Source organism: Streptococcus loxodontisalivarius (assembly GCF_016908645.1).
Classification (GTDB): Bacteria; Bacillota; Bacilli; order Lactobacillales; family Streptococcaceae; genus Streptococcus; species Streptococcus loxodontisalivarius.
This window is the reverse complement of the sequence record NZ_JAFBEH010000041.1, coordinates 1-20,172: the sequence shown is the minus strand read 5'-3', so window position 1 is coordinate 20,172 and position 20,172 is coordinate 1. Positions and strand designations below refer to the sequence as shown.

Here is a 20,172-nt window from a genome sequence, read left to right as displayed (position 1 = left end):
ATGAGTGCAAAAATCAGATAGTAACCTCAAAATATCTACTGTCTAAAAATTATTTTCTCTTTAAAGCATTGAAATACTTGACAATTGGTAGAAAATCAAGAGGTCAGGGACTTTTTGCCCAGCCTCTACCTCTTTTTAACAATCTTTGAGTGATTTGATTTGTTTGCCACTCTCATCAAAGTTTTCAGCGGCTAGCCACTTTTCAAACTTAGGTTTCATAGCTTGAAATTCCTCTGGCAGCATGGAGTACCAGTTGGTATCGCGGCTGCGGTTGTTCTTATAGACTACGGCTTGTCTAAATGTCCCTTCAAAGGTAAAGCCGAGGCGCTGCGCTGCATTATTTGACGGTGTATTAAGACTGTCACATCGCCACTCATAGCGACGATAAGCTAGCTCTTCAAAGATATAGGTCATAACCAGATACTGGGCCTCAGTCGCAAGGCGAGAGTTCTTGAGCTGGTCACCATAGAGTACCCAACCCATCTCTGCTGTACGATTGGCGGTTGAGATACTCATGATCGAAAATGTCCCTAGGACATGCCACGTTTCCTTATCCTTGATAGCAAGGAAGTATGGATCACGACTGGTTTCCATCATTTTCAAATGCTGACGCAGACTCTCCTTGTCTTCAAACGGTTCCAATGGAAAATAAGTCCACTGAGTCGCAGAACTCTCTGGACCATAAAAGGCAAAGTAATCAGCCAAGTCTCCTTCAGCTGAGACAGGCTCAACAAGCGTATACTGTCCAACTAACTGACTGATTTGAGGATAGGCACCTTCTGTATAATTCTCAATGGTAAAGCGTATCTCCTTGACTCTTTTGATAAGATTATAACATAATGAGAGAAAATACGTGAGTCGATTTCCTAGAAAAGCAAATTAAAGTTAAAAAGAAGCTAGGCTCACGCCTAACTTCTCACTCTAAAAATTCCTTAGGAACTAGTCTTTTTTCTTTTTATATGCAGCTGCTGCAAGTAGGCTAGCAAATCCAAACAAGCTGAGCAGGGCTGAATCTTGATTTCCAGTTTCTGGTAGGACCTCAGCTTTTTGAACAGCTACTTCTTGTTTCACTTTTGTTTGAACTGGTAGACATTCAGGTTCCTGAGACTGAGAAATAGTTGGCTCTGTCTTTTTGAATGTCACAGCTGTTTGAACAAGTTCTTCAGGTTTCACAGGAGTTTCTGCTTCCTCATTCCAAACCGCAATAACCTCAACAAAGACATCATATTGTTCTGTCAAAACTTTGTATCGACGGCCTTCCTTAACTGTTTTTACAACCCAGCTAGCGACATCACTTGATAGACCATTCTCAAACTCTGTTTGAACATCAATGAGCTTACCGTTCGTCTCTTGCGTCAATTGTTCAAAAGCTTTAAAGTCACTTTTACTTGCTACAACTGTGGTTGAAATATTGGCAGCTTTTAAGGCTTGAATGGTAGACTCCAAACTTGGCGTATTTTTATTAAAAAAGTCAAAGTCTTCATCTGTAACAACAATTGCAAAACGACGATTATTGGCACCTGTTGACCAATCATAGTTTGCTGAATCTGCAATATAGGTGAGAGGTACAGTCCCCTCTTCAAAACCACCTTTTATCACAATCTGATCCAAGGCTTGAATAAAGGCATTTGTATCCTTGGTGAACTTAGATCCTGAAAAATCATAATAGTTAACACTTACAGCATCTTCATAATCAGCCAATCCCAAGCGAACATCTAATTTTTGAGTATTTAGCGTTGAAACGAAGTTCGTGATAGAATTCTTAACAGCTGTGATTTTTGGAGCCATTGAGGAGCTGTGATCAATAACAAAGACCATATCTACAGTTCCAAGCTGTGTTTCTACGATTTGATCTGCATCTGAGACAATTTCAACAGTACTTGTTTTTACCACGCGCTCATACTCTGAAACGGTTCCCTTGTCGCCTTCATAGGTCACTGAACTTTCCATTGTCTCTACTTGACTTGGCGATGTTCCAACTTCTGCTGAAGGATCAGCAATTGATGTTGTTTTAACAGTGACACTAACTTGACCACTTGCCTTGGCTACATTGTCCGTCTCAGACTCTGTTACCGTAGGCTCACTAGCCTGCGCTTGGACGTCGATAACATCACCAACCTGGGCAGTATTTGCTGGGACAATAGGCTGCGCTAGGCTTGTTTGAATCTCCTCTACAGCCACTTCAGTCGCTGTTTTACCATCAATCAAGTTTTCAGAAGTTACCGTCATATCAGTCAAAACATCTGAAGACGCAACATCAGACGTCACCAAACTTGAAGAATCTGCTGGCGCTGTCCCTGGAGTACTAGTTGTTTCATCTGCCGAAGCATGACCTCCCATAAATAAGAAGGCTACTGCAACCGAAGCCAAACCAACTGATAATTTACGCAAAGAGAAACGTCTTTGCTTTTCCTTAAAACTAATCATTTCACACTCTCCTTTTCATTAGTTTCTCTCATTTTAACACAAAAAGCTAATAAAGTGTATGAAATTTCTGAAAAAAATTACTTTTTTAGTAAAAGAGATTCATTTTTGAAATCAATAGCTAAAAAACAGCTGAAATATAGTCGAAATATGCATTTTACAATTTACAGATTTTTAATATCTTTTTGTAATTAAATGTCTCATTTTAAGGAATTTTACATTTCGCTTCATTTTGTCTAAATAAAAAATAAGAGAATAGATTAAAAATCTATTCTCAGAATGTAAACAAACCTAACTTTCAACAGGATTGGATACAAAAGCTCTGCTTGTTTAAAATAGTTTTCCGATTTCATGCGAGCGTTAGCGAGCACCTCAAGATACTTCCGCTGTGATGAAAGTGTAAGAAATGCCTATATAAAAGCATTTCTTACACACGGAATGTTTGAGAGTGAAACAGTCCAGTGGACTGTTTCAGGTCTGAGCCTTAAAACTAAAAAGCGAAGAGGCTCAAATGGAATTCCACTGATTCCTGAAATCATCCACTGGATAATTTCACCTGACGTCCGACACCACTTAAGGAAAGTATCGAAAAAAGACTTTGTCTTCAACCAAAGAATAGATTAAAAATCTATTCTCGCTTCTCTTTTAAATTTTTAAGGTTTGATATTAGGAGTCTTCCTGAGACAACTTATCCAAGACTGCTTGGGCAACTTTTTCTGGGATTCCAAGTGCCTGCATGTCTTCTGTGGTCGCCTTTTGGATGGCTGGGATTGACTTGAAATGTTTGAGCAGCATCTGCTTGCGTTTTGGTCCTAGTCCAGCAATGCCGTCCAATTTAGATGAGAAGCTATTCTTGCTTCTGACCTGTCTATGGAAGGTGATGGCAAAGCGGTGAACCTCATCCTGAATGCGATGGAGGAGGAAAAACTCCTGTGAATTGCGGGGCAAGTCAATCATTTCCAAAGGGTCTCCAAAGAGTAATTCATGCGTTTGGTGCTTGTCATTTTTTTGAAGCCCTGCTACTGGGATGACCATATTGAGCTCATTTTTCAGAACATCTTTGGCAACATTGACCTGACCTTGACCACCATCCATTATGATTAGGTCTGGCGGCACCAAGCCCTCACGCTTGACCCTGCTATAACGCCTACGAATGACCTCGCGCATGCTAGCGTAGTCATCAGGTCCTTCAACGGTCTTAATCTTGTACTTACGGTATTCCTTCTTATTAGGTTTCCCATTTTCAAAAACAACCATAGCCGAAACAGGGCTAGTCCCCATGATATTGGAGTTATCGAAGGCCTCGATGCGGATAGGCGTAGGAATGCCCATGAGCTGACCCAGATTTTCGATGGCACCTTGAGTCTTGTGGAGGTCCTTTTCAAGCAGGTCGAATTTTTGTTCAAGGCTGACGCGGGCATTCCTAGTCGCTAGGGCAACCAGCTGCTTCTTCTCACCACGTTGCGGCTTGATGACCTTGCTGTCAACCAAGGCTTCAACGGACTCCTGATCGATGTCTGCAGGAATGAAAACCTCATTTGGCATCAGGTGTTTGCTGTCGCGGTAAAATTGCCCTAGATAGGTCAAGAAGTCCTCTTCCGCCTCATTGTAGTAGGGAAAGAGATTGACATCACGCTGAATGAGTTTTCCCTGACGGACAAAGAAAACCTGCACACACATCCAGCCCTTATCCACGTAATAACCGAAGATATCACGATCCTGCATATCCTGACTCATGACACGTTGCTTGGTACGAAGTGTGGCAACAGCCGAAATCAAATCACGGTACTCAGCCGCACGTTCAAACTCCATGTCATCACTCATCTTCTGCATCTTGTCACGCAGCTGATTGACAATCTTGTCATCATGACCATTGAGGAAATTTCGAACATCATCAACAAGCCCTGCCCAGTAAGCCTGGTCTGTATGACAGATGGTGTGGGCATTACACTGGCCTAGATGATAATAGAAACAAACCTTGTTGGCTGGATTGGTACACTTTTTAAAGGGAAAGATACGATCCAGCAGTTTTTTGATCTCATTGGCTGCGCCTGACTCTGGATAGGGTCCGAAGTAGATACCACCGTCCTTTTTAACCTGACGTGTAATCAGCAGACGCGGATAAATTTCCTTGGTGATTTTAATGAAGGGATAGGAAGAGTCATCCTTGAGCTTGATGTTATACTTTGGCATGTTCTCTTGGATAAGGTTGATTTCCAAGAGTAGGGCTTCAATATTTGACTCAGTCACAATAAATTCAAAGTCGGCAATCTCAGAAACCAAGAGTTCCGTTTTCGTATCATGACTGCCACGGAAGTAAGAACGCACACGGTTCTTAAGATTTTTAGCCTTACCGACATAGATAATCTTGCCATTTTTATCCTTGTGCAGATAACAACCCGGGCTATCTGGAAGGAGTTCTAATTTATGTTTTATCAGTTGATTCATAACCTTTATTGTAACAAAAAGAAGAGAAAGTCCAAAACAAAAATTGCCTTGAATTTTCTCTTGTCGTTTACTATTTTTGATTTAAAATGTTCAGAATCTCCTCATAGCTAGAGACTATATAAGTCGGCTGGGCTTGACTTCTGTTTTCAAGTCCATTTGGATTGAACCAAGCGGTATCGATACCTGCATCATTACCGCCTTGGATATCGGCAGTCAAGCTATCGCCAATCATAAGAGCACAGCTCGGGTCAAAACCTGCAACCTGCTCTGCGATTTTTTCATAAAAAGCAAGCTGAGGTTTCTGCGCACCCACTTCGTCTGAGATAAAAACCTGCTCAAAGTAGGTCTCGATGTCCGACTGAGCCAGACGCCCCTTTTGGATGAAGGTCACGCCGTTAGTTGCCGCCAGAAGGCGGTAGCCTTGGGACAATAGCTGCGCTAAAAAGTCGGCTGCTCCTTCAAATGTCTGTCCCTGCTGGCTGAGAAAATGCTGGTAGCGCTGAGCAAAATAAGTTCCATCAACGGTCTGACCAAAGTGGGAAAAGAGCTTGGCAAAGCGCGTGTTGATAAGCTCAGCCTTGCTGATACGACCAAGCGCCAAATCCTCCCAGAGCGCCTTATTCATGGGAATATAATAGTCCTTGTAGGCAGCAATATCAGTCACTCCCGCCTCACGAAGAAGCTCCTCCAAGGCAATATCTTCAGCTACATCAAAATCCAGCAGCGTGTGGTCAAGGTCGAATAGTAGAAATTTGTAAGACAATTTAGGATTTTTCCTTTCTAGGGGGCAAGGGTTATAAAGGGGGAATAAATTTATTTTTTATTTTTTCCTCCTAAATTTATTGTTGCTGCAAGTGAACTAATAACACCAAATGCTCCTACCGTGCCAACCACTACTTTTTTAGTATTTTCAATTTTTATATTCCTACATGATTCACATTTCTTATATTTGTAATTTGTAGGTAAATTTCTATTACATTTTTTACAAGAAGCATTGTTTGTCATTATAAATCCTCAGTTTCTATTTCTTTTATATTATTTGGCAATTCTAAAATGGAAGTCTTAATTTGGGGTAATTCTGTACTCCAATAACTAGTCGGCGATGGGTCAAGCATGTCTAGTCTATTAAGTAGTTCAGAAGTTGTTAAATAGGTTTGGGTGAGAAAATCTCCAAAATATTCAAGACTTTTTTGAGCTGCTTTTTCTTCCCCTAATTCTGTATAAGCAATTGCAGCTGATAGTGATACAATATTAACAGCTGATAAACCATCTCTAATTTCATTTATTTTAGAGTCTATTTTCTCTTGTTTTACTCCTTTAATGAACTTTCCAAATGTATCTTCTGGTTGTTTTTTTATAAAAGCAATATTAGCTTTTTGACTAAGCATCAAAAGATTACGACTGTCCTCAGCATCAGAAATCACTTGCAGTAACATAGAAGTTCTTAGCTGTGGATTCACAATCTCCCTAGCTTGTAATAATTTTTGCTGACAGCTATACGCTATTGCTAGCCTGTCTGACTCTTGTCCTTTTCTAACATCTTCAATAGCTAGTTGTACATTTTCAATCTTCTCTGCTATCTGTGCCATTTGGAGTTGAGTTGCATAATTCGTAGCTGCTTGAGTAATTTCTGGTGCAAGATTTACAGATTTCAATGGTACAGTAGCAGCAATTTTCCCTGTCTTTGTATTCACCAAAGTAGCCATCAATGAACCATCTTTTTTGGTCATTAATTTCAAAGCTCCTTTTGCTATCGCTTGCCTTTGATCATTAGATAATACGGCTTGTAGCGTTTCCTCAGGAATAGATGCTTTTATCGCATTTATAAAAGATGGCGCTGCGTACAGCAATTTTTCAACTTTGAGAAAATTGTCATTCGCCTTACTTAACAGCGATTTTCCAATTTTAGGGAGCTTACCAATAAATTTTGTCGGTTTCGTTTGATAATCATCAAGATTAATAATTTCGTAGTCATCTGGTCCAAAATATAAGATTCCCTCGTCCATTCACGACACCTCCTGTTTTAAGTGTAATTTTCATTGCTTGTTAATAATCCATAGATTATCTAGCACATCTACTTTACACACACTAATTCCTCTTACCAAGCGTGGAATAAAAGCGAATATTCCACCCCTACTCCTCCGCCAAATTTGTCAGTGTATCGCCTGCTAGGCGGTAGACTGTCCAGTCGGACATGGCTTCAGCCCCTAAGGAGAGATAGAAGTCAATGCTTGGTTTGTTCCAATCAAGGCACCACCACTCCATACGACCACAGCCACGTTGGACTGCGATTGAGGCGAGTTTCTTGATAATGGCTTTGCCATAGCCCTTGCCTCGGTATTCTGGTTTGACATAGAGGTCCTCGAGATAGAGTCCTGAGCGTCCTAGGAAGGTTGAGAAATTGTGGAAAAAGAGGGCAAAACCGACCTCTTCCTGACCGACCATGGCAAAGATGACTTCTGCCTTTTCCTTGTCAAAGAGCCATTTTTCCAAGGTTGCTTCGTCTGCAACGACCTGATCCAACTCTTTTTCATAGTCTGCCAATTCGCGAATAAAATGTAAAATCAGCGGAACATCTTGTCTTTCTGCATTACGAAAGGTTAATTCTTGCGTCATTTTTCTCCTTATTGAATTTATAACCTGCGTCCTAACTTCAATTCCATTCATTATAATCTATCTTTGAGCTTCTCAACGAAGAGGTAAGCTGCTGGGCAAGTCAGGGTATTTTTGATGGTCAGGTGATTGATCTGGTAGACTTTTTTGCGGTCTGTGTGAGGAAATTCACGGCAGGCCTTGGGTCTGACATCATAGATAGAACAAAGATTGTCACCGCCTAAGAAGGGACATGGCATGGACTTGAAGACCTTGTCTCCATCCTCATCCACTTCCAAAAATTCAGCTTCGAAGGCTGGGAGTTTCATCTTGAAATACTTGGCAATGCGAACAATATCAGCCTCTTTAAAGTCGGGTCCAAGAGTCTTACAGCAATTGGCACAGGCTGTGCAGTCAATCTCTTGAAAGACTTCTTCGTGGACTTGAAGGGCAATTTTATCAAGGTTTTTAGGTGCTTTTTTCTTGAGTCCAGCTAAAAATTTACGGTGCTCTTTCTGTTTTTGAAGGGCTAGTTGGTGGTATTTTTCAATATCGATTTCTTGGGTCATGATTCACTTTCTTATTTGATTTAGAGTTGACTACTTCCAGCGGTCAACTTTCTTGAGCAGCATGGGATAGGTTGCCTTTAGGAACCACTTTTGAAGAGCATTTCCCGGGCCTTGAGAGATTCCCTCACGCCCACGCGCCAGTATATCTTCATAGCTGCAGTTGGGGTAGGTAAAGGCTCCGCCTTGATAGCAGAGCAGGCAGTAAGTGTCAGATGGCTGACCTTCTTTTTCACTACCACGCATATCGCCCTGCTTTCCTTGAAGAGGCATGGCACAAGATTGACAAATTGTATTCATAATTCTTCCATTTCTAATCTATACTGTGAAGACGGTCTAGTTGTCAGAACATCTTTCTATCCTAGCCTATTATAGCAGAAGTAAGTGTTTTTAGATATAAGATAAGGGATTTAAAAATGGTGTGGAATCTTATCAATCCAATCGCTGTGCGCATCAAGCAATTCCTGATAGCGTTCTTCTGGACTCCGACTGATTCTATCTAAAAAGAGCGAAACATACTCAAACATGCGACTACTGAGATAATCGAGCTGAAAATCTTTTATAGTGAATTGAATAAAGGTTAGGACGTCGTTAAGTCGCTTTGATGAACACCAGTTCTATCTGCAGCTCCTTGCCTAGTCCTATTCCTTTCTCAATCCACTATAAATCAAGATAGAGCGTCAGCAATTCTTCAAAATCTGACTTGGGCAAGAAATGCAGCTGGCAGTCTGTCACGGTCTCGATGCTATAAAGACTGTCGACACCAAGTCGAAGACTCTCAAGCGATGAGACCAGCTGGCCTGCCTGGAAAAATTGGAGGGTTATTTCTTTCCCATCCTCACGATAATGGCAGAGCCTTACGATGCCCGACTCAATCAGGTATAGGCCAGCGGCAATCTGCCCCTGTTGGAGAAGATTGGTCTGCCTTGTCAGGCTAAGCCTTTGAAAACGCTCCGCTTCTTTCTCTAATAATTCTTCAGGCGTCATAAGGTCTCCTCATCAATGCCATAGTAAAGCAGGAGCTGGTCAATCATTTCTTCTTCTGTTAGTTGGCTGCCTTCACGCAGCCACCAGGTCAGACTTTCGATAAAGGCTGTACAAATCATGTGGTCAAGATAAGCTTGATTGACTTGCTTTTTCTTATCAGACATGCCTTGATAGATCCGTGGACAGACATCGTGTCTCAGCTCTGCCATTAGCATGCGTAAAAAATAGTCGTTGCGAGAGAGAAGAAGGCTGGTGACCTTGTCCTGATTGCGCTTGAAATGGCTAAAGAGGTGGCTGAGGTAGGCTTTGAGGTCTAAGACCTCCCCCTCTTTGAAAAGGTGGTGAAAGAGGTCCTGGCAGAGCTCTTCTAGCAGGAAGTCCTTACTCTCGTAGTGGGCATAGAAGGTGGAGCGTCCGACATCTGCGCGGTCGATGATTTCTTGGACGGTTAATTTATCGTAGCCTTTTTCGTTGAGAAGGTCCAAAAAGGCTTGGAAAATGGCTTGTTTTGATTTTCTGACACGGCGATCTTGGGTCATGTTTTCGTACAAATAAGACAATCTGTTCGGAAATGAACAGCAGCACTGCTTTTGCTTCTTACTTGCTTCCTTTCTTTAGGGCATAATAGAGGTGTGAATGAGATGAGTTAAGGTTGGGCAAAAAGTCCCATGCCTCTTGATTTTTCTAGTCTGATTTGCAAGACGCAGTGGTTGAGTGGGATCTAATTCGTTGATAAATCAACTCTTACAGCCCTACTCAACTGTGCGGAGGTGGGACGACAAAATCGAATTCCTTCGGAATTACCGATTTTTGTCCCACTCTCCTACTTGCATCAATCTACTATTAAAACTATTATACCAAAGGATGGTTACTATGAACGCTAAATTTTCTACCTTGATTGCTTTTTTGCTTAATTTCAGCTTTGCCATTCTTGAGTTTATTTTCGGATTTTCTTTTAATTCCAGTGCGGTGCTGGCTGATGCTGTGCATGATTCTGGCGACGCCATTGCCATCGGGATTTCAGCTCTGCTTGAGCGTTTTTCTAACAAGGAAGCTGACAGCAAGTTCAGTCTGGGCTACAAGCGTTTCAGCCTGCTTGGTGCCATGATTACGGCTGGCATTCTGATTTTTGGCTCTGCCTTTGTCATCATTGAAAACCTGCCAAAGCTCTTCAATCCTGAGCCAGTCAACTATCAAGGTATGCTGATTCTGGGGATTATAGCCATTGCTATCAACTTACTTGCTAGCCTGGTCGTCTCAAAAGGACAGACCAAGAACGAGTCCATCCTCAGCCTCCACTTCTTGGAAGATATTCTAGGCTGGCTGGCGGTCATCCTAGTCGCTATCGTCCTCAACTTTACGGACTGGTACTTCCTCGACCCCCTACTTTCCCTTGTCATTTCTCTCTTTATTTTGTCAAAAGCCCTGCCTCGTTTCTGGTCTAATCTAAAGATTTTTCTGGCTGCTGTACCAGATGATATGGACTTGGCTGCGCTGGAGAATGATTTACTAAAACTAGAGGAGATTGCCTCTATTAACCAATTTAATCTCTGGTCTATGGATGGTCTAACTCATAATGCCACCCTCCACGTCTGCCTTGCAAAGGCTGATTGTCAGGAAGACTGCAAGGAAAAAATCAGACAGGTCTTGAAAAATCATCAGATAGAGAATCTTACCATCGAAATTGATTCTTCAAAAGACAGTCACCAAGTGCACCATCAGCATAATCAAGCAAGCAGTGGTCACAATCACTAAATCAGCCAAAGTCTACAAAAAGGTCAATCGCAAACTGACATGCGATTGACCTTTTTTATTTTCTAGCAATAATGCCAAAGGCTGTGTCTCTGATAAAGGCTTTCTTGGACTGGGCTAATTCACTTGGCAAGGCTGATCTGATTTCTTCCAAGTCTTCTTTGCTTGCTATTTGGTGCTTGATGATGCGGTCCTGCATCATGTCTAGTACCCAGGCTAGGTCGGAACCTGACTCCTGGGTTTGGAGGACATTTTCTGATTGATAGGACAAAATCTCCATCCCCTGCTCTTTGAGAAGTGTGTAGAGTTTGGAACCTACCTCAATATCTCCTCCTTCTGCTGCAACAGTTCGCCAAATAAGGTCAATAGCTCTGCTATGTTGCGGAAAATCAGGATTAAGCTGACGACCAAGAGCATCACTCTCCTGAAAGACCATCAAGCCACCCTCTTTGAGGCGCTGCTTAGCCAAACTAAGGGTCTGCGCAGGGCCAGGGAGGTACATGAGCACTCGGCGAGCCAGAATGAGGTCAAAGGTCCTATCCAGCTGGTCAAGCTGCTCCAAGTCCAACTTCTGAAAGGAAATGTTAGTCTGACCTGTCTGAGTAAGGCGCTCTTCTGCCATATCCAGCATGGGCTGACTGATATCAAGACCTAGGACAGAACCAGTCTCACCGACAAGGTCTGCTGCTAGAAAGGTCACATCTCCTGTCCCACAACCAAGGTCAAGGACGGTCATCCCCTTTTTAATACTGGCAGCCAGGAGGCTCTGGGTAAATGTATCGCGATTGTGCATATTTCTTCCACCTTCTTATCTAGTCCTTTTAGTTTAACACTTTCCAAGGAATCTGTCGCCAATCCTCTATTTTTAAGGCCGCAAAAAGACCCCATTGCTTTGAATGGGATCCTTGTTTGGCATCAAGATAAGCTTTGATGATTAGTTATCATCCTGATTATCATCTTTTTTGCGTCTGCGGGCGAAGAGGCTAGCAAAGAGTAGTCCTGCACCTGCAAGAGGTAGCAAGTTTGAATCATCCTCACCTGTACTTGGCAAGCGTTCTGCTGTCTTGGTAGTTGCTTCTGCGCTAGTTGACAAGTGATGACTTGGCGTCACAGGTGTTTCAGAGATTGACTCATTTACTGATTCTGAGACTGATTCTGATGTTGATTCAGAGATGGATTCTGATACTGACTCAGAAATTGACTCGCTCACTGATTCTGAGACTGATTCAGAGATTGACTCGCTTACTGATTCTGAGACTGATTCTGAGATTGATTCGCTTACTGATTCTGAGACTGATTCAGAGATCGACTCAGAAACTGATTCAGAGATTGACTCACTTACTGATTCTGAGATTGATTCAGATACTGATTCTGAGACTGACTCAGAAATTGATTCGCTTACTGATTCTGAGACTGATTCAGAGATTGACTCACTTACTGATTCTGATGTTGATTCAGAAATTGATTCGCTCACTGATTCTGATGTTGATTCAGAAATTGATTCGCTTACTGATTCAGAAATTGATTCAGACACTGATTCTGAGACTGACTCAGAGATTGACTCTGAAATTGACTCGCTCACTGATTCTGAGACTGATTCTGAAATTGACTCAGACACTGATTCTGAGATCGATTCACTTACTGATTCTGAGATTGACTCTGAGACTGATTCAGATACTGACTCAGAGATTGATTCGCTTACTGATTCTGATGTTGATTCAGAGATTGACTCGCTTACTGATTCTGATGTTGATTCAGAAATTGACTCTGAAATTGACTCGCTCACTGATTCTGATGTTGATTCAGAGATTGATTCAGAAACTGACTCAGATACTGATTCTGAGACTGACTCAGAAATTGACTCGCTCACTGATTCTGAGACTGATTCTGAAATTGACTCGCTCACTGACTCTGATACTGACTCAGAGATGGATTCGCTCACTGATTCTGATACTGACTCAGAAATTGACTCGCTCACTGATTCTGAGATTGATTCAGAAACTGATTCGCTTACTGATTCTGATACTGATTCAGAAACTGACTCGGAGATTGACTCAGAAACTGATTCGCTTACTGATTCTGATACTGATTCAGAAACTGACTCGGAGATTGACTCAGAAACTGATTCTGATACTGATTCTGATACTGATTCTGATACTGACTCAGAAATTGACTCTGAGACTGATTCAGAGATTGATTCACTTACTGATTCTGATGTTGATTCAGAAAGTGATTCGCTCACTGATTCTGATGTTGACTCAGAGATGGATTCGCTCACTGATTCAGAGATTGACTCACTTACTGACTCTGAGACTGACTCAGAAATTGACTCGCTTACTGATTCTGAGACTGATTCAGAAATTGACTCAGACACTGACTCTGATGTTGATTCAGAGATTGACTCACTCACTGATTCTGAGACTGATTCAGAAACTGACTCGGAGATTGACTCGGAGATTGACTCAGAAACTGATTCTGATGTTGATTCAGAGATTGATTCGCTTACTGACTCTGATGTTGATTCTGAGATTGACTCTGATACTGATTCTGATGTTGATTCAGAAATTGATTCGCTCACTGATTCTGAGACTGACTCAGAAATTGATTCACTTACTGATTCTGATGTTGACTCAGAGATTGATTCGCTTACTGATTCAGACACTGATTCTGAGACTGACTCAGAAATTGATTCGCTTACTGATTCTGATACTGACTCAGAGATTGATTCGCTCACTGACTCTGATGTTGATTCAGAAATTGATTCGCTTACTGATTCTGATACTGACTCAGAGATTGACTCACTTACTGATTCTGATGTTGATTCAGATATTGATTCGCTTAATGACTCTGAGACTGACTCAGAAATTGACTCGCTCACTGATTCTGATACTGATTCAGAAATTGATTCGCTCACTGATTCTGATGTTGACTCAGAAATTGACTCACTTACTGATTCTGATACTGATTCAGAGATTGATTCACTTACTGACTCGCTCACTGATTCTGAGATTGATTCACTTACCGATTCTGAGGTTGATTCAGAAATTGACTCGCTCACTGATTCTGATACTGATTCTGATACTGATTCTGAGATTGACTCGCTTACTGATTCTGAGACTGACTCAGAAATTGACTCAGAAACTGATTCTGATGTTGATTCAGAAATTGATTCGCTCACTGATTCTGAGACTGATTCAGAGATTGATTCACTTACTGATTCTGAGGTTGATTCAGAAATTGATTCGCTCACTGATTCTGAGATTGATTCACTTACTGATTCAGAGATTGATTCTGATGTTGACTCAGAAATTGACTCGCTTACTGATTCTGATACTGACTCAGAAATTGACTCGCTTACTGATTCTGAGACTGATTCTGAAATTGACTCAGACACTGATTCAGATACTGACTCAGATACTGACTCAGATACTGATTCTGATGTTGATTCTGAAATTGACTCACTTACTGACTCTGAGACTGATTCTGAAATTGACTCAGACACTGATTCTGAGACTGACTCAGAAATTGATTCGCTCACTGATTCTGAGACTGACTCTGAGATTGACTCGCTCACTGATTCTGATGTTGATTCAGAAACTGACTCGCTCACTGACTCTGATACTGATTCAGAAATTGACTCACTTACTGACTCTGATGTTGATTCAGAAACTGACTCGCTCACTGATTCTGAGACTGACTCAGAGATTGACTCACTTACTGATTCTGATGTTGATTCAGAGATTGACTCACTTACTGATTCTGATGTTGATTCAGAGATTGACTCACTTACTGATTCTGATGTTGACTCTGATGTTGATTCAGAAACTGACTCACTTACTGATTCTGATGTTGATTCAGAGATTGACTCACTTACTGATTCTGATGTTGACTCTGATGTTGATTCAGAAACTGACTCACTTACTGATTCTGAGACTGACTCAGAGATTGATTCGCTCACTGATTCTGAGACTGACTCAGAGACTGACTCAGAGACTGACTCGGATGTTGACTCAGAAATTGATTCTGAGACTGACTCTGATGTTGACTCAGAAATTGACTCTGAGACTGATTCAGAGATTGATTCACTTACTGATTCTGATGTTGATTCTGAGACTGACTCAGAGATTGACTCAGACACTGACTCGCTTACTGACTCAGAAATTGACTCGCTCACTGATTCTGATACTGACTCAGAGATGGATTCGCTTACTGATTCAGACACTGATTCTGATACTGACTCAGAAATTGATTCGCTTACTGACTCAGAAATTGACTCAGACACTGATTCAGAAATTGACTCGCTCACTGACTCTGAGACTGATTCAGAAATTGACTCATTTACTGATTCTGAGACCGATTCAGATATTGACTCGCTCACTGATTCTGAGACTGACTCTGAGATTGACTCGCTTACTGACTCAGATACTGATTCGCTTACTGATTCTGAGATTGACTCAGACACTGATTCTGAAATTGATTCACTTACTGACTCTGATGTTGATTCAGAAACTGACTCGCTCACTGATTCTGAGACTGACTCAGAGATTGACTCACTTACTGATTCTGATGTTGATTCAGAAACTGACTCACTTACTGATTCTGAGACTGACTCAGAGATTGATTCGCTCACTGATTCTGATACTGACTCAGAAATTGATTCACTCACTGACTCTGATACTGACTCAGAAATTGATTCGCTCACTGATTCTGAGACTGATTCAGAGATTGACTCGCTCACTGATTCTGAGATTGACTCACTTACTGACTCTGATGTTGATTCAGAAACTGACTCGCTCACTGACTCTGATACTGATTCAGAAATTGACTCACTTACTGATTCTGAGACTGACTCAGAAATTGACTCGCTCACTGATTCAGAGATTGATTCTGAGACTGACTCTGATGTTGATTCAGAAATTGACTCGCTTACTGATTCTGAAATTGATTCAGAGATTGATTCACTTACTGATTCTGAAACTGATTCAGAAATTGACTCGCTCACTGACTCTGAGACTGACTCAGAGATGGATTCACTCACTGATTCTGAGACTGACTCAGAAATTGACTCGCTCACTGATTCTGAGATTGATTCAGAAACTGATTCGCTTACTGATTCAGAAACTGACTCGGAGATTGATTCGCTCACTGATTCTGATGTTGATTCAGAAATTGATTCGCTCACTGATTCTGATGTTGACTCAGAAATTGATTCGCTTACTGATTCAGAGATTGACTCACTTACTGATTCAGATACTGATTCTGAAATTGACTCAGACACTGATTCAGATACTGACTCTGATACTGACTCTGATGTTGATTCAGAAATTGATTCGCTTACTGATTCTGATGTTGACTCTGAAATTGATTCGCTTACTGATTCAGAAACTGATTCTGAGATTGACTCAGACACTGATTCAGAAATTGACTCTGAGACTGATTCGCTCACTGATTCTGATGTTGATTCAGAAATTGATTCGCTTACTGACTCTGAAATTGACTCGCTTACCGACTCAGATACTGATTCAGAGATTGATTCGCTTACTGATTCTGATACCGATTCAGAGATTGATTCTGAAACTGATTCAGAAATTGACTCGCTCACTGATTCTGAGACTGATTCTGATGTTGACTCAGAGATTGATTCACTTACTGACTCTGATGTTGATTCAGAAATTGATTCGCTTACTGATTCTGATGTTGACTCTGAAATTGATTCGCTTACTGATTCAGAAACTGATTCTGAGATTGACTCAGACACTGATTCAGAAATTGACTCTGAGACTGATTCGCTCACTGATTCTGAGACTGACTCTGAGATTGACTCGCTCACTGATTCTGATGTTGATTCAGAAACTGACTCGCTCACTGACTCTGATACTGATTCAGAAATTGACTCACTTACTGACTCTGATGTTGATTCAGAAATTGATTCGCTTACTGACTCTGAAATTGACTCGCTTACCGACTCAGATACTGATTCAGAGATTGATTCGCTTACTGATTCTGATACCGATTCAGAGATTGATTCTGAAACTGATTCAAAAATTGACTCGCTCACTGATTCAGAGACTGATTCAGAAATTGACTCGCTCACTGACTCTGATACTGACTCAGAGATGGATTCGCTCACTGATTCTGATACTGACTCAGAAATTGACTCGCTCACTGATTCTGAGATTGATTCAGAAACTGATTCGCTTAATGATTCTGAGACTGATTCAGAAACTGACTCGGAGATTGACTCAGAAACTGATTCTGAGACTGACTCAGAGATTGACTCAGAAATTGACTCACTTACTGATTCAGATACTGACTCAGAGATGGATTCGCTTACTGATTCTGAGACTGACTCTGAAATTGACTCAGACACTGATTCTGAGACTGACTCACTTACTGACTCAGATGTTGATTCAGAGATTGATTCGCTTACTGATTCTGATGTTGATTCAGAGATTGACTCGCTTACTGACTCGGAAATTGATTCAGAGATTGATTCACTTACTGACTCTGATGCTGATTCAGAGATTGACTCAGAAATTGATTCGCTTAATGATTCTGAAATTGATTCAGAGATTGATTCGCTCACTGATTCTGAGATTGATTCAGAAACTGATTCGCTTACTGATTCTGAGACTGATTCTGATGTTGATTCAGAAATTGATTCGCTTAATGATTCTGAAATTGATTCAGAGATTGATTCGCTCACTGATTCTGAGACTGATTCAGAGATTGATTCGCTTACTGATTCTGATGTTGATTCCGAAACTGATTCTGCAACAGATTCCGAGATGGAGTTTGAAAGTGATTCTGATTGTGAAGATGATTCAGAAGACGAAATAGACTCAGATTCGGATTGCGAAGCTGATTCTGAAGATGATACTGATTCTGACTCAGATGCAGACAATGAATCAGATGTGGAATCATAGGTCATTGGAACATAGACCGTTGCACGTCTTCCACTGCTTAAATGTCTAATGATAATAACAGCTCTGTTCCCACTGACACTTGAATATGTCACATCATAATCAGGATCATCAACAATATTATTAGCAACTTTTGCCGCAGCAATCAGTGCTTCCTGGTCAGCAGCAGTTGGATTCGTTAAACTTGAGACTGCTGTCGTTGCTCCATCGATACCTGGTACTGTAAATGACCAACTTCCAACTGAAGTATTCCCAGAAACATCTGTTACTGTCCAAGTACCTGACCAATAACCTGGTTTTGCCGGCGTTCCAGTAAATTCAATACGAGCTTTACCTTCTTCATTTGTCAGGTTATAAATAACCGATGAAACCGTTAAACCACCAGAAATCGTCACACTTGATTGACCAGTTTCTCCCGTATTATTCAATGACAATACCGCTGTCGCTACCAAGTCATTTTCAAAAGCAGAATAGTGATAATTATCCGTAAGCGTACCAGGTGTTCCAGTGAACTTAGTATCATTGATACGCCCTGAACCATTAGCCGTTGGCATGATTGGACTAGTGACATCAACTAAGGTTGATGTTGCCGTTGATCCATTCAAGGCTGATGTAAAAGTGAAGGTATCTCCAACGTTCCAACCAGCGGAAACCGTCATCGTCCAAGTTCCATCAGAACCAACAGTAACAGTTTTATTAGAATCCCAGAGCGCCATCGAACTATTAGCACGACTATTTGTAGAGCGATAATCAGAAAATTCCGTATTATTTAGCGTTCTGCTAACTGTCAATGTATCGCCTGGAGTACCAGTACCAGAAATCGTATAGCTTTGAATATAAGTAGAATACTGCCTTGATACACCAGTACTAATGACAAGATTTGTCGTATTGACGTTTGAAGTTGTAACATCAACTGCATTATCAAGATAAGTGTTATTAACATGCACCGTTACATACACTGTATCAGTAGTTGATGTGGAACCATTATACGATAAGGTAACTGGTATATTATAGTCTCCAGTTGGTACAGTGGAATCAACGCTTACCGTGAAACCACTAAAGGTCATATAAGTTCTATCAGCCCGAGTAGCCGTTCCAGACGTAGAAGATAAAGTCATCCCAGAAACAGGTGAGGATGCCGTATAACGCCAAAGATATGCAGAAGTATAGTAATAGTATGGATATGAAGATGACCTTCTTAAGGCCATATAATTCTTCAAATTGGTACTCGTTTCACTTGACCCTACAACCGCAGAAGCTCCTGCGCTGGAAGTTACCGTTAAGGTGATATCAGGATTTCCATACCAAGTGTAGTTTAGATTTCGGTTGCTACCATTAACTGACTGGGTCTCCACCTTCTCAACCGCACTGGCTTGTTTTTCTTCCAACTGTGAAGCTTTTTCTACTAAGGTTACTGCTAAGCTTGATAAGGCAATCGCCGATGCCGACTGATCATTCAATAGTGCTCGTGCGCTGACCAAAAGCTCTGCTTCAACTTGACTATCAACCCCTCTTGCCTGGGCATCCGTGATAGCTTCTTCCATCTGCTCGACTGCCAGCGTCAAATCAACTCGAGCCTCCTCCACTTGAGCAGACTGGCTTTGACTCGCCTGACTTGTTGCCGTTGTTGTGCTACTTGTCGTGCTAGTGACTTGCTGGATTGCTGCCTCTGACTGGCTGCTGGACTCTGAGGCTGATTCACTTACTGACTCGGATACAGATTCCGACAAGGATTGAGATAGCGATTCAGATTGACTGATTGACTCAGAGTTAGATAGGCTAAGTGACAGCTCCTGAGATAACGACAGCGATTCTGACTCTGAGCTACTAGCCGACAAGGATAAGCTTTCCGACTCTTGGCCTTGACCCGTCCCCTCTACAGCGACCGTCTCTGCGCCAGCCTCATTTTCTGGGACAATAGCAGAGCTATCAGATGACAAGGTCACCGTATCAGTAGTTGCCAAAACAGTAGTTGTCGTTGAAACTTCCGTTGTCACGGCAGCCTCATCCTCAGCATGAACCTCAGTAGTCACTGCAGCCGCACCGAAAATCGCCCCTGCCGCCAGACCACCTTTCATCAGTTTTATAGCTGACGAATGACGGTCAATCATAGCAGTAATATCATCAGTCAAAAGAGGTTTGGCCTCTACTTTGCCCTTAAACAAACGTACCAGACCGACCTGTGACATAATGGTTCTCACCCAATGCTTACCAGATTTATGCATTTTAACACGAGTCTGACGTGATGACTCGCCATACATTCTTCTAATAGGCTTCTTCATTACTAGATGTCTCTCCTTTTACACAAAAATACTCATTTTATCAAAAATATATAAAGAATATTATATCACATCAGTAAATTTTTTCAATTTTTCAATCGCATTTGTTTGTGTCAAGTAATCCTCGGAAACAATTTTCAAAGTCCTAAATCCACTTTTTGAGTTGACCAATCGGAGAGCTCGTTGCAGCAGCTAAAGCAA

The 20,172-nt window shown here is 41.5% G+C and carries 16 protein-coding genes; 3 read left to right on the top strand and 13 right to left on the bottom strand.

Features of this window, described 5'->3' with window-relative positions; translation table 11 throughout:
- Positions 1–135 precede the first annotated feature (135 nt).
- The 11 genes from JOC28_RS08465 to JOC28_RS08415 form a co-directional block, all read right to left on the bottom strand.
- Entirely contained in the window at positions 136–807 is a 672-nt protein-coding gene (locus tag JOC28_RS08465) for a GNAT family N-acetyltransferase (protein WP_205010260.1), read from the bottom strand.
- 132 nt (positions 808–939) lie between these two features.
- Positions 940–2,427, bottom strand: a complete 1,488-nt coding sequence (locus JOC28_RS08460) for a YSIRK-type signal peptide-containing protein (protein WP_205010258.1) — start codon at positions 2,425–2,427, stop codon at positions 940–942.
- Positions 2,428–3,090: 663 nt separating this feature from the next.
- Entirely contained in the window at positions 3,091–4,872 is a 1,782-nt protein-coding gene (uvrC, locus tag JOC28_RS08455) for an excinuclease ABC subunit UvrC (RefSeq protein WP_205010257.1), read from the bottom strand.
- A gap of 70 nt (positions 4,873–4,942) precedes the next feature.
- Positions 4,943–5,635, bottom strand: coding sequence for a pyrimidine 5'-nucleotidase PynA (gene pynA / locus JOC28_RS08450; RefSeq protein WP_205010256.1), 693 nt, complete (start codon positions 5,633–5,635; stop codon positions 4,943–4,945).
- Positions 5,636–5,685: 50 nt separating this feature from the next.
- Positions 5,686–5,877 (bottom strand): hypothetical protein, encoded by a 192-nt coding sequence (locus JOC28_RS08445; protein WP_205010255.1) that lies wholly within the window; start codon positions 5,875–5,877, stop codon positions 5,686–5,688.
- A complete protein-coding gene (locus JOC28_RS08440; protein WP_205010254.1) occupies positions 5,877–6,878 on the bottom strand; it encodes a hypothetical protein in 1,002 nt (333 codons plus the stop codon). The genes JOC28_RS08445 and JOC28_RS08440 overlap by 1 nt, the downstream gene beginning before the upstream one ends.
- A 127-nt stretch (positions 6,879–7,005) precedes the next feature.
- Positions 7,006–7,488, bottom strand: coding sequence for a GNAT family N-acetyltransferase (locus tag JOC28_RS08435; protein ID WP_205010253.1), 483 nt, complete (start codon positions 7,486–7,488; stop codon positions 7,006–7,008).
- Between the two features lie 50 nt (positions 7,489–7,538).
- On the bottom strand, positions 7,539–8,033 hold the full coding sequence (locus tag JOC28_RS08430; RefSeq protein ID WP_205010252.1) for a YkgJ family cysteine cluster protein: 495 nt from the start codon (positions 8,031–8,033) through the stop codon (positions 7,539–7,541).
- A gap of 30 nt (positions 8,034–8,063) precedes the next feature.
- Positions 8,064–8,330: a zinc ribbon domain-containing protein gene (locus tag JOC28_RS08425; protein ID WP_205010251.1), complete on the bottom strand. Its 267-nt coding sequence runs from the start codon at positions 8,328–8,330 to the stop codon at positions 8,064–8,066.
- 360 nt (positions 8,331–8,690) lie between these two features.
- A complete protein-coding gene (locus JOC28_RS08420) occupies positions 8,691–9,017 on the bottom strand; it encodes a Crp/Fnr family transcriptional regulator (RefSeq protein WP_205010250.1) in 327 nt (108 codons plus the stop codon).
- A complete protein-coding gene (locus JOC28_RS08415) occupies positions 9,014–9,556 on the bottom strand; it encodes a TetR/AcrR family transcriptional regulator (protein ID WP_205010249.1) in 543 nt (180 codons plus the stop codon). Before JOC28_RS08415 ends, JOC28_RS08420 begins: the two co-directional genes overlap by 4 nt.
- Positions 9,557–9,890: 334 nt before the next feature.
- Between JOC28_RS08415 and JOC28_RS08410 the strand changes: the two genes are divergently transcribed.
- Positions 9,891–10,772 (top strand): cation diffusion facilitator family transporter, encoded by an 882-nt coding sequence (locus JOC28_RS08410; protein WP_205010248.1) that lies wholly within the window; start codon positions 9,891–9,893, stop codon positions 10,770–10,772.
- Between the two features lie 55 nt (positions 10,773–10,827).
- On the opposite strand, the gene JOC28_RS08405 is transcribed toward JOC28_RS08410, so the two are convergent.
- Positions 10,828–11,562 (bottom strand): class I SAM-dependent methyltransferase, encoded by a 735-nt coding sequence (locus JOC28_RS08405; protein ID WP_205010247.1) that lies wholly within the window; start codon positions 11,560–11,562, stop codon positions 10,828–10,830.
- Positions 11,563–11,703: 141 nt separating this feature from the next.
- The gene (locus JOC28_RS10885) at positions 11,704–11,979 is read right to left on the bottom strand and encodes an LPXTG cell wall anchor domain-containing protein (RefSeq protein WP_338058064.1); all 276 of its coding nucleotides are present in this window, start codon (positions 11,977–11,979) and stop codon (positions 11,704–11,706) included.
- On the opposite strand from JOC28_RS10885, the gene JOC28_RS10840 reads away from it, so the two are divergent.
- Positions 11,942–17,695 (top strand): clumping factor B, encoded by a 5,754-nt coding sequence (locus JOC28_RS10840; protein WP_275582325.1) that lies wholly within the window; start codon positions 11,942–11,944, stop codon positions 17,693–17,695. The two genes, JOC28_RS10885 and JOC28_RS10840, sit on opposite strands and share 38 nt — an antisense overlap.
- A 504-nt stretch (positions 17,696–18,199) precedes the next feature.
- Positions 18,200–18,442 carry a hypothetical protein gene (locus JOC28_RS10835; protein ID WP_275582324.1) on the top strand — a complete coding sequence of 81 codons (243 nt, stop codon included), beginning with the start codon at positions 18,200–18,202 and terminating at the stop codon, positions 18,440–18,442.
- Positions 18,443–20,172: the final 1,730 nt, after the last annotated feature.

What these genes read in the sequence shown, in the direction of transcription:
- JOC28_RS08460 (WP_205010258.1), bottom strand. Translation starts at nt 2,427, where the DNA reads ATGATTAGTTTTAAGGAAAAGCAAAGACGTTTCTCTTTGCGTAAATTA.
- uvrC (WP_205010257.1), bottom strand. Translation starts at nt 4,872, where the DNA reads ATGAATCAACTGATAAAACATAAATTAGAACTCCTTCCAGATAGCCCG.
- JOC28_RS08445 (WP_205010255.1), bottom strand. Translation starts at nt 5,877, where the DNA reads ATGACAAACAATGCTTCTTGTAAAAAATGTAATAGAAATTTACCTACA.
- JOC28_RS08440 (WP_205010254.1), bottom strand. Translation starts at nt 6,878, where the DNA reads ATGGACGAGGGAATCTTATATTTTGGACCAGATGACTACGAAATTATT.
- JOC28_RS08435 (WP_205010253.1), bottom strand. Translation starts at nt 7,488, where the DNA reads ATGACGCAAGAATTAACCTTTCGTAATGCAGAAAGACAAGATGTTCCG.
- JOC28_RS08430 (WP_205010252.1), bottom strand. Translation starts at nt 8,033, where the DNA reads ATGACCCAAGAAATCGATATTGAAAAATACCACCAACTAGCCCTTCAA.
- JOC28_RS08425 (WP_205010251.1), bottom strand. Translation starts at nt 8,330, where the DNA reads ATGAATACAATTTGTCAATCTTGTGCCATGCCTCTTCAAGGAAAGCAG.
- JOC28_RS08420 (WP_205010250.1), bottom strand. Translation starts at nt 9,017, where the DNA reads ATGACGCCTGAAGAATTATTAGAGAAAGAAGCGGAGCGTTTTCAAAGG.
- JOC28_RS08415 (WP_205010249.1), bottom strand. Translation starts at nt 9,556, where the DNA reads ATGACCCAAGATCGCCGTGTCAGAAAATCAAAACAAGCCATTTTCCAA.
- JOC28_RS08410 (WP_205010248.1), top strand. Translation starts at nt 9,891, where the DNA reads ATGAACGCTAAATTTTCTACCTTGATTGCTTTTTTGCTTAATTTCAGC.
- JOC28_RS08405 (WP_205010247.1), bottom strand. Translation starts at nt 11,562, where the DNA reads ATGCACAATCGCGATACATTTACCCAGAGCCTCCTGGCTGCCAGTATT.
- JOC28_RS10840 (WP_275582325.1), top strand. Translation starts at nt 11,942, where the DNA reads ATGGATTCTGATACTGACTCAGAAATTGACTCGCTCACTGATTCTGAG.